Source organism: Asticcacaulis sp., from assembly GCF_020217185.1.
In the GTDB taxonomy this organism is placed as follows: domain Bacteria; phylum Pseudomonadota; class Alphaproteobacteria; order Caulobacterales; family Caulobacteraceae; genus Asticcacaulis.
In genome coordinates, this window is sequence record NZ_JAIWNX010000150.1 from 1 (window position 1) to 10,000 (window position 10,000).

The 10,000-nt window shown below is 62.2% G+C and carries 11 protein-coding genes and 1 pseudogene; 9 read left to right on the forward strand and 3 right to left on the reverse strand.

The genetic code is table 11. The features are described 5' to 3' along the window. From LDL37_RS07375 to LDL37_RS07405, 7 genes and pseudogenes are all read left to right on the forward strand, one after another. Positions 1 to 188 (forward strand): annotated as a pseudogene (locus LDL37_RS07375) (beta-hydroxydecanoyl-ACP dehydratase); the annotation flags it as partial. A 35-nt stretch (positions 189 to 223) separates the two neighbouring features. Continuing rightward, positions 224 to 1,447, forward strand: coding sequence for a beta-ketoacyl-ACP synthase I (fabB, locus tag LDL37_RS07380; RefSeq protein WP_290796132.1), 1,224 nt, complete (start codon positions 224 to 226; stop codon positions 1,445 to 1,447). 51 nt (positions 1,448 to 1,498) lie between these two features. Further along, positions 1,499 to 2,317 (forward strand): enoyl-ACP reductase, encoded by an 819-nt coding sequence (locus LDL37_RS07385; protein ID WP_290796135.1) that lies wholly within the window; start codon positions 1,499 to 1,501, stop codon positions 2,315 to 2,317. 130 nt (positions 2,318 to 2,447) lie between these two features. Next, positions 2,448 to 3,026, forward strand: a complete 579-nt coding sequence (locus LDL37_RS07390; protein ID WP_290796137.1) for a zeta toxin family protein — start codon at positions 2,448 to 2,450, stop codon at positions 3,024 to 3,026. Further along, positions 3,010 to 3,189, forward strand: coding sequence for a hypothetical protein (locus LDL37_RS07395; protein ID WP_290796139.1), 180 nt, complete (start codon positions 3,010 to 3,012; stop codon positions 3,187 to 3,189). The genes LDL37_RS07390 and LDL37_RS07395 overlap by 17 nt, the downstream gene beginning before the upstream one ends. Next, positions 3,186 to 3,608 carry a metallopeptidase family protein gene (locus LDL37_RS07400; protein WP_290796141.1) on the forward strand — a complete coding sequence of 141 codons (423 nt, stop codon included), beginning with the start codon at positions 3,186 to 3,188 and terminating at the stop codon, positions 3,606 to 3,608. Before LDL37_RS07395 ends, LDL37_RS07400 begins: the two co-directional genes overlap by 4 nt. Before the next feature lie 120 nt (positions 3,609 to 3,728). Next, a complete protein-coding gene (locus LDL37_RS07405) occupies positions 3,729 to 3,908 on the forward strand; it encodes a hypothetical protein (RefSeq protein WP_290796143.1) in 180 nt (59 codons plus the stop codon). Positions 3,909 to 3,963: 55 nt separating this feature from the next. Here LDL37_RS07405 and LDL37_RS07410 read toward each other — a convergent pair whose 3' ends face one another. The 3 genes from LDL37_RS07410 to LDL37_RS07420 all read right to left on the reverse strand — a co-directional run bounded on the left by LDL37_RS07410 (position 3,964) and on the right by LDL37_RS07420 (position 6,229). Next, a complete protein-coding gene (locus tag LDL37_RS07410; RefSeq protein ID WP_290796145.1) occupies positions 3,964 to 4,650 on the reverse strand; it encodes a glutathione S-transferase family protein in 687 nt (228 codons plus the stop codon). 102 nt (positions 4,651 to 4,752) lie between these two features. Next, positions 4,753 to 5,577: a class III extradiol ring-cleavage dioxygenase gene (locus LDL37_RS07415; RefSeq protein ID WP_290796147.1), complete on the reverse strand. Its 825-nt coding sequence runs from the start codon at positions 5,575 to 5,577 to the stop codon at positions 4,753 to 4,755. Positions 5,578 to 5,647: 70 nt separating this feature from the next. Next, positions 5,648 to 6,229, reverse strand: a complete 582-nt coding sequence (locus LDL37_RS07420; protein ID WP_290796149.1) for a YceI family protein — start codon at positions 6,227 to 6,229, stop codon at positions 5,648 to 5,650. 275 nt (positions 6,230 to 6,504) lie between these two features. Between LDL37_RS07420 and LDL37_RS07425 the strand changes: the two genes are divergently transcribed. Both LDL37_RS07425 and LDL37_RS07430 read left to right on the forward strand, forming a co-directional pair. Then, a complete protein-coding gene (locus LDL37_RS07425) occupies positions 6,505 to 9,027 on the forward strand; it encodes a TonB-dependent receptor (RefSeq protein ID WP_290796151.1) in 2,523 nt (840 codons plus the stop codon). 257 nt (positions 9,028 to 9,284) lie between these two features. Beyond that, positions 9,285 to 10,000, forward strand: a 716-nt coding sequence (locus LDL37_RS07430; protein ID WP_290796153.1) for an alkaline phosphatase D family protein, incomplete at its 3' end; no start/stop codon positions are given.

Consider the following 10,000-nt stretch of genomic DNA (forward strand, 5'->3'; position numbering starts at 1 on the left):
ACGTCAAATTTACCGGTCAGGTCACGCCGTCCGTCAAAAAGGTGACCTATAAGATAGATATGAAGCGGGTCATGACGGGCAAGCTGATCATGGGCATCGGCGAAGGCGTGGTGCTGGCTGACGACAAGCCGATCTATTCGGCGTCGGGCCTGCGCGTCGGCCTGTTCGACGCCAAGGATCTGGTCTGATCAAAAGCACCCCCTCGACTACAGGGAAGCGAACTATGCGTAGAGTTGTTATCACCGGTCTCGGTATCGTCTCATCCATCGGCACGGGCGCAGACGAGGTTGCGGCCTCGCTGCGTGACGCCAAATCGGGCATCGTCGCCGCGCCGGAATATGCCGAGCTGGGCTTCAAGTGTCAGGTGCACGCCAAACCGACCATCGGCGACTGGACGCCTCTGGTCGATCGCCGCGCGGCGCGCTTCCTGTCGGACGGTCTGGCCTATGGGCAAGTCTCGCTGGAGCAGGCCATAAAGTCGGCCGGTCTGGAAGAGAGCGATATTTCCAACGAGCGCACGGGCATCATCTTCGGCGCGGGCGGCCCTTCGACGCGCACCATCGTCGAAGCCGCTGACACGACGCGCGAAAAGAAGTCGCCCAAGCGCATCGGGCCCTTCGCGGTGCCCAAGGCCATGTCGTCGGGCCCTTCGGCGGTGCTGGCCACCTGGTTCAAGATTCGCGGCATCAACTATTCGATCTCTTCGGCCTGCGCCACCTCGGTGCACTGCATCGGGGCGGCGGCCGAGCAGATCATGCTGGGCCGTCAGGACGTGATGTTCGCCGGCGGTACCGAAGAATTGGACTGGACCCTGTCCAACCTGTTCGACGCCATGGGCGCCATGTCCTCGAACTTCAACGACACGCCACCGGTCGCATCGCGCGCCTATGACAAGAACCGCGACGGCTTCGTCATCGCCGGGGGCGCGGGCGCGGTCGTGCTCGAAGATTATGAGCGGGCCAAGGCACGCGGGGCCAATATTCTGGCTGAAATCGTCGGTTACTGCGCCAATTCGGACGGCTACGACATGGTGGCCCCGTCAGGTGAGGGGGCAGAGCGCTGTATGCGTGAGGCCCTGCGTCAGGCCGGTGGCCGCAAGATCGACTATCTCAACCCGCACGGCACCTCGACGCCGGTGGGCGATGAGCGCGAAATGGGCGCGGTGCGTAACGTCTTTGGCGAAGCGTCTCCGCTGATCTCTTCGACCAAGTCGCTGACGGGCCATTCGCTGGGTGCGGCTGGGGCACAGGAAGTGATCTACTGCCTGCTGATGATGCAGCATGGCTTTGCGGCCAAGAGCGCGCATATCGAGGAACTCGACCCGGCCTTTGACGGTATGCCGATCCTGAGGGAGCGCCGCGACGGCGCGCTGGAAACCGTGATGTCGAACTCGTTCGGCTTTGGCGGCACCAACGGTTCGATCATCCTGTCGCAGGCGGATTTGTAATTCACATCCCTCCCTGTGTAGCGGGGAGGGTGTATTCATAGGATTAGACATATGGCTGAAGACGGCTGGAAATTCCCCAAGGGCGAGCTGATGAAGGGCAAGAAGGGCCTGGTCATGGGCGTTGCCAATGACAAGTCCATCGCCTGGGGCATCGCCTCGCAACTGGCGGCGCAGGGCGCGGACATGGCCTTCTCCTATATGGGTGAAAGCCTGCTGCGCCGCGTCGGGCCGCTGGCCGAATCCATCGGCGTCAAGCACCTGATCGAATGCGACGTCACCGACGACGCGTCGATGGATGCGGCCTTTGCCAAACTCAAAGAGATTTACGGCGAAATCGACTTTGTGATCCACTCGGTGGCCTTCGCCAACAAGAACGAACTGCAAGGCTCGTTCGTCGAAAACACCACCCGCGAAGGCTTCCTGCTGGCCATGAATGTATCGGCCTTCTCCTTCGTCGATGTGTCGCGCCGCGCGGCTGAGTTGATGCCGAACGGCGGCTCGCTGGTGACGCTGAGCTATCTGGGTTCTGAGCGCGTCATTCCGAACTACAACACCATGGGCGTGGCCAAGGCGGCGCTTGAGGCCTCGACGCGCTATATCGCCCGCGATCTTGGCCCGAAAAAGATCCGCGTCAACGCCATTTCGGCGGGCGCCATGCGCACCCTCAGCCTGGCCGGTATCTCCGGTGGGCGTTCGCTGCACGCCAAGTCGGGTCAGTTCTCGCTGCTGAAAGAAGAAACCTCTATGGAAGGCGTCGCCGGGGCGGCCCTGTGGCTGGCCTCCGACCTTGGCCTCTCTACCACCGGCGAAGTGGTGCACGTCGATGCGGGCTTCCATGTGGTCGGTCTGCCGGAAGACATCGAAGCTTAGGAAATCGCGGTCTTTGGCCGACGAGTGCGTCGCCGTCGCTTGCAGGTACCTCGCGTACCTGCGGCGCTAGGCTCCTGCTATTCGTCTCAAATCTCACGATTTCCGATTGGGAGTCCGTGAGAACAAGACTATGCCCAGATGTCTGATCATCGCCGGACCGAATGGCGCAGGGAAAACCACATTTGCGTTGAAGTACCTGCCTGCGGTGGGGGTGGCACATTTCATCAATGCCGACCTGATCGCGTCGGGTCTGTCGCCCTTCCATCCGGAGCAGCAGGCCGCCGCGGCGGCACGGCTGTTCCTGACAGAAATGGAGGCGCGGATTGTTGCGCGTGAGGATTTTGCCTTTGAGACGACGCTGTCCGGCAAAACCTATCTGAGGCTGATCGAACGCTTGAAGGCCGATGGCTGGGCGGTTGAGCTTTATTACTTCGCGCTTCCGACTGTAGAGGTTTCCAAACAGCGTGTGGCTGAGCGTGTGGCGCACGGCGGCCATTTTATCCCGACGGTTGACATCGAACGCCGTTTCCCGCGTAGTCTGCACAATCTGATGTTCGCTTACAGACAAGCTGTCAGCGAATGCCGGGTCTATCTGAATACCTCAGATATGCCGAAGCGCATTTTCGAGCAAACCGCAGACAGGGTTACGGTATTCAGCAACGATTTGTACGAGCAGCTCATGGAGCAGGCGATTGACCGAGGCGTCTGAATTCAGGCTAAAATCAGAACAGGCTTTCCTGGCTCTGCAATCCGCCGTCTCCGAAGCCATTGAGCGGAAGCGGCGGCTGGGGCAGTACTGGGTGGTGTGGGACGGCGAAAAGCCGGTCGAGGTCTATCCGGAAAACGCCGTTGATCGCCCGGACGCCGAATGAGCCAGACCGCGTTTGGCCCCCCGCCGTCGCTGGACGATATCGAAGCCGTGGCCAGAGACACGCTGAGCAAGCTGCCGGAGCCCTTTGCCGGGTATCTGCGCGACGTGGTGCTGATCGTTGAGGACTTCCCCGCCGAAGACCTGCTGGCCGATCTGGGCATCGAAGACCCGTTTGAACTGACCGGCCTCCATACGGGCCGCCCGGCGGAAACCGAGACCTTCACAGGCGACCTGCCGCCGATGATCCACCTGTTCCGCCGCCCGATCCTCGATGAATGGGCCGAAACCGGCGTGCCTTTGGGCGATCTGGTCGCCCATATCCTGATCCACGAGGCGGGGCACCATTTCGGCCTCAGCGACGACGATATGGAATGGCTGGAGGATGAGCTGAAAAAAGGGTCTGCCTCGTCCGTTCACTGACCTCGCGCGCCTCAACCTTTCCGCGCATTAATCGCACATTAAGAGAACGGCATTACTCTGATTTGTACGGTACGCTATGTATGGCATACCATGTGTAACCTTTAGTCAGGCGTCTTCAGTATGCGTACCCCCGATCCGTTTATGGCGCCTCTGTCGTCTCCCGACAGCCGTGCCCTGCCTGCGCCGCTTAAGCGCGCGGCCACCTTCGCCGAAATCTATATTCCGCCCCATTCCTCCGGACTGCACGGTTTCGCTCAGACCGTGAAGCGCCTTATGCGTCGTTTTTGCTGCGGCGTGTAACGGCAGGTTTTCCTGCCGCGGCGGGAGGTCCGGATAGCCTCCCGCCAATTTCTTTTTATACCGCGCGATAGTCGGCCACGATGATGCCGGCCGCCGTCACCTCGGCCTCGTGCTCCGGTTCGCGCGCCGTCTCGGCCAGCGCTGCCGCGTACCAGTCCTGCATGGCGGGCAGGGCCAGCAGGCGCTCGATATAGGCCTGCGCGGGCGGGCTCAGCCTTAAGCCATAGGTCTGCACGCGGAAGGCCACGGGGCAGTAAAAGGCATCCACCGCCGTGAAGGTGTCGCCCGCCAGAAACGGCCCGCCAAAGCGGCTTAGCCCTTCGCTGAACAGCGCATCCAGACGGTCGATATTGCGCTGAAGCGCCGGGCTGATTGTGTGCAGTTTTACCCGCAGTCCGCAGGTCATGGTGCAGATGGTGCGCAAGACGGAAAAGCCGGAATGCATCTCCGCCGCTGCCGAACGGGCAAAGGCGCGCGCCTCACGATCCGCAGGCCACACGGCCGGATGCGCCTCATAAACATACTCGGCTATGGCCAGCGAATCCCAGATAGTCAGGCCCTGATCGTGCAGGGCGGGCACCAGAGATGACGGCGAAAAGGCTTTAAACTGCACATTCTCACCGATGGGGGTCGAGAAATAGTGCAGGTGTTCCGTAAACGGAATCCCCAGCGTTTTCAGCAGCACCCACGGGCGCAGCGACCACGAGGAATAGTTCTTGTTGGCGATATAAAGATCGTACATGCGACACCTCCGTTAACAGGGAGAGTATGGCCGCCCACACGCAAACCCGGAAGTGGCGAAACTGACGCGTATCGTATAAAAGCTGCCAAGCTCGCCCCAACCTTAGCCGAACTGAAAGCCGCTGACCGCTGTGTTCATGGGGCGCAGAGTCTCGTCATAGGTCCGCACCGCCTTCGCGTCGCTGGCGGCTCCGGCGGCGACAAACAGCGGCACCAGATGGTCTTCGTGCGGGTGGGCGATGCGCGCGCCTGCGCCCTTTGACCAGTCGCGCAGCAGGGCTTCGCGGGCCTCACCGGTGTGGGCCGTCAGCGTGTCGTTCAGCCAGTCATTAAAATAATGGGAGCCATTGACCGGCTCATGGGCCAGACTCAGGCGGATCAGGGCCTTGAGGTCGTGGAAGCTCATGCCCGACGCCACGATCAGCACGCCTTCGTCGCGCAGCGGGGCCAGCGCCTTGCCCAGCGCGATATGCTGCTGAGGGTCCCAGTTGCTCTTGATCGAAAGCTGCACCACCGGAATGTCGGCCTCAGGGTACATCAGCAGGAAGGGCACGAACACGCCGTGGTCGTAGTCGCGCTTCGCATCGCGATCGACGGGGATACCGGCCTCTGCCGCCAGCGCAATCACCCGTTCGGCCAGCTCGGGCGAGCCGGGGGCGGGGTAATTCAGCCGGTAGGTATGGTCGGGAAAGCCGTAATAGTCGAACAACATGCCCGGCTTCGCCTTGGTCTGCACCGTGAAGCGTTCGGTCATCCAGTGCGCCGAGATGACCAGTATTGCCTTCGGGCGCTGCCCCACCTGACGGGGGATGTCGCGCAGATAGTCGCCCATGCGGTCCCACAGATGCGGCGGGTTCCACTCCATAAAGAAGCACGGGCCGCCGCCATGCGGAATATAGAGGGTGGGCAGGGGATGTTGCGACGTCATGGGAACACCTGAATAAAAAAGGGGCGCGGCCGTGACCGCACCCCCGGAAAAAACGAACCGTAAACCGGTCTTACTTCTTGTTGGCTTCGGCCGTGATGACGAGGTCGATTTCGTCGCTCACCGCCGGGACATAGGCGCCCATGCCGAAGTCCGAACGCTTGATCTGGCCCGTGGCGCTGAAGCCTGCGGTCTTCACGCCCTTCATATTGGCGCCGATCTTGTTCAGCTTGACGGCCAGGGTGACGGGCTTGGTGACGCCGTGGATGGTCAGGTTGCCGGTGACATTGGCCGTGTCCTTACCGGTCACATCGACCTTGGTCGATTTGAAGGTCGCGGTCGGGTATTTGGCGGCATCAAAGAAGTCCGGCTTCTTCAGGTGCTCGTCCAGCGCGGCGACGCCGGTGTTCAGGCCGTCGATGGCGAAGCTGACTTCGACCGACGAATTGGCCGGAGCGGCTTCGTCCAGCACCAGCGTGCCGACGGCGTTCATGAACTTGGCGGTCGGCTTCGAGAAGCCAAAGTGCGTCCACGAGAAGACGACTTCGGTGTGGGTCGCTTCGAGGGCGTAGGTTTCCGGGGCGGCGAAGGCCGGGGTCAGCGAGCCGGCGAACAGGGCGGCGGCGATAAGGGTCGATTTGAAGACGTGACGCATGGCGGGCTCCTTTAAGAGAATGATCTGCGATAAGCGTAACTATAAGAGTTACGGTTTCGACTGACAAGAGGGGGACGCGAAAAAATAACGACAGTATCTAATACGACTCGTTGAGGCACAGGTTCATAGTTTCGCCCGGAATTGTCGCTTTTACGTGACAGGGCGCAGCAATCTGCAGGATGTGGGCGTAATTGTGACGGCTGCAACCCTACTGTCATAAGCTTTGGTTAAGCGATGGATGTTCTGTCTCATCCTCCTGCCAAAGGAAGCCGTCCATGTCCGTCCTGCGCCTTGCCTCCGTTTCCGTTGTCGCCCTGATGCTGGCGGCACCGGCTCTGGCTCAAACCCAGACCGTCACCGGGTCGGATGAGGCCGGTGTGCCGGAAATCGTGGTGACGCTGCAAAAGCGCGAGCAGAAGCTGCTCAACGTCCCGGCGGCGGTGACGGGCCTCAGTGCGTCCTTCCTGACCGATGTCGGTGTCACCGACTTCGCCGAGCTGTCGCTGTTCGTGCCGGGCTTTGAGGTGCAGGATCAATCGCCGAACAACCCCGGCTTCGTGATGCGCGGCATCACCTCCGATTCGGGCGCGGCGACCGGCGAAGCGCGCGTTTCGGTGTTTCAGGACGGTGTGTCGATCTCGCGCTCGCGCGGCGCCTATGTCGAGCTGTTCGATCTCGACCGCGTCGAAGTGGCCAAGGGCCCGCAATCGACCCTGTTCGGGCGCGGCGCTCTGATCGGGGCCGTCAATATCATTCAGGCCAAGGCCAAACCCGTGCTGGATGGCAAGGCGGCGATCAGCGTCGGTGACTATAATTACCGTATGGTCGATGCCATGGTGAACGTGCCGCTCAGCGAAACTCTGGCCGTGCGCCTGTCGGGCCGTGCCAAGCACCGCGACGGCTATACCGAAAACCTTCTGGGCGGCGACGACTTCAACGGTCTGGGCAGCGATGCCCTGCGCCTTACCGCAGCCTGGCGTCCGACCGATACCCTGCGTTTCGACCTGATCACCAACTATCAGAAGGATTCGACGCCGGGCACGGGCTTCAAGTCGGGCACCTTTACCCCCACCGATCCGAAGACGGGGGCCGTGATCGGCGACCTGTCGCCGACCTCCGGCGCGGCTTTGGCCAATGGCGCGGGGTTCAAGAACCGCGATCTGGGGCTGGAGCGCACCGTGACCGGCACCACGCTTCTGGGCGAATGGCGTCTGTCGGACGCCTATCGCCTGTCGTCGATCAGCGCCTATCGCCGCTTCTCGGCTTCGGAAGTGTTTGACGCCGACGGCATGTCGCTGCCGCTGCTGGCCATCGCCGAAGACGCCAAGGGCAAGCAGTGGTCTCAGGAACTGCGCCTCAACTACGATGCGGGCGGGGCCGTTTCGTGGTTTGCGGGCCTGAGCTATTTCAAGGAAGAGGCCTCGACCGCCGTGCCGATGCAGATCAATGAGCGTCTGGCCGGTCTGTTCCTCGCGAACGCTCTGGCGCGCCCGACGCCGCAATCGCCCGCTGTGCTGGACGCGACCGCCACGGCCGCTTTCGGCGTGTTGTCGCCCTATGTGCTGACTAACCATCGCGAGTCTTCGACGAATTTCGGTAAGACCGAGTCGGTGGACGCCTATGCCGACCTCACCTGGCGCGTCACGCCCAAGCTCGAACTGAGCGCGGGTGTGCGCTACACTGAGGACGACAAGGTGTCGGGCTATGCCGCCTCGGTGGAAAACCCCTCGGCTCTGGCGGCGGCCTCCAGCCTGACGCCGGTGATTACCGCCAATGTGCAGGCGCAGGTAACGCAACTGGTCACGCAATACGTCACCGCGACGGGCACCGCACCGTCGCAGGCGCAGATCAACGCCTGGACAGCGCAGGTAACGCCGCTGGTCGTGCAGGCCGTCGTCGCCGGTATGCCGCCGGTCGGTATCTTCAAGCAGCCGACGCCGGGCAATGGCAACCGCGTCGATCAGAGCTTCTCGGACGACGGTGTCACCTACCGTCTGGTGGCCCGCTATGCTTTCAGCGATACAATCAACGCCTACGCCTCGGCGGCGCGCGGCCGCCAGCCCAAGGTGCTCAGCGGCGATTCGGGCAGCACGCCGCTGGCCGCGCCGAAATTCACCTATGCCGATGCCGAAACCGTCGATAGCCTTGAACTGGGTGTGAAGACGCGCCTGCTGGACGGTCGCCTGAGCTGGGATACGGCGGTCTATGGCTATAGGTACGAGAACTTCCAGACGCAGGTTTCGACCGCGACCGGCGGCCTGATCACAGTCAGCGCGGGGGAAGCCGACGCCTACGGTCTGGAGACTCAGGCCTATTACCGACTGACGCCGGGGGCTGACCTGTTTGTCACCTATGCCTACAGCCACGCCCGCTTCGGCAATGGCCTGTATGAAGGCAACCGCTTCCGCCTGAATCCCGACCACAGCCTGTCGCTGGGCGGGCGCTTCAAGTTCAGCACGCAAAACGCCCGCTTCTGGTTCACCCCGACCTACATCTGGCAGTCGGACGTCGCCTTTGACGACAATAACGACCTGCCGAAGTACCAGCCGGCGGTGGCAGGCCTGCGCCCGGTGGCCGACACGAAACAGGACGAAAAGCAGGACGCCTATGGCCTGCTGAACCTGCGTCTGGGCTACGCGCCGCTGAACGCCCCGTGGTCGGTCGAAGTCTTCGCCGATAACGTCACCGATGAAGCCTATATCAAGGATGCGGGCAATACGGGAGACAACCTCGGTATCGCCACCTTCATCGCCGGTGAACCGCGAATGGTCGGCGTAACGCTGCGCATCAATTACTGACGTCTCTCCTCCCTGCGGCTTTGCCGTGGGGAGGTCCCGAGCTTGCGAGGCGGAGGGGGGCGACGCGGTGCTTAAAACACGCGCTACTTTTGAAGCTCACACACTGGGCTCCCTGCGCCTGCCAGTCGGAGGCGTATAAATCCAGAGGCACCCACCCTGTGCATAAGTCTGTGAACAAAACTGTCATGCAGGCGCAATAACCCTGTCACCGAAGCGGCTTATGGCCGGTCCTGTACGAACGGCAGGGGACGGCACAGATGAGCGCGACGTATAAGGTAAGCCGCCGCAAGGCGCTGATGGCCTTCGGTCTGATGGGGGCGGCTCCGGCCGTATCCGGGTCCGGTCAGGCGCCGATCAAGGGCGCGCACTTTGCGCACGGCGTGGCGGCGGGCGACCCGTTGAGCGACCGCCTGATCCTGTGGACGCGGGTGTCGGGTCTTGAGGCCGCCACCGAAGTCGTGTGGCAGATCGCCGAACAGGCCGATTTCCGCACGCTGACCGGCACTGGTCGTCTGGTCACTGACGCCGGGCGCGACTATACGGTCAAGGTCGATGCGGCGGCGCTCAGGCCGGGGCAGACCTATTATTACCGCTTCATCTGTCAGGGCGTGACCTCACCCGTCGGTCAGGCCAGGACCCTGCCGATGCAGACCGATCGCGTCGTGCTGGCCGTTGCTTCTTGCTCGCTGTTTTCCAACGGCTATTTCAACGCCTATCGCGCCATTGCCGATCTGAAAGAGGTCGATGCCGTCCTGCATCTGGGCGACTATATCTACGAATACGGTGCGGGCCTGAACGACTATGGCATGGGCAATGGGCGGCTGCTGGGCCGTATCCCGGAGCCGCCGCACGAGATCGTGTCGCTGGCCGACTACCGCACGCGCCACGCCCAGTATAAGGCCGACGCCGACCTTCAGGCGGCGCACGCCCGCGCGGCGTGGATTTGTGTCTTTGATGACCACGAAATGTGCAA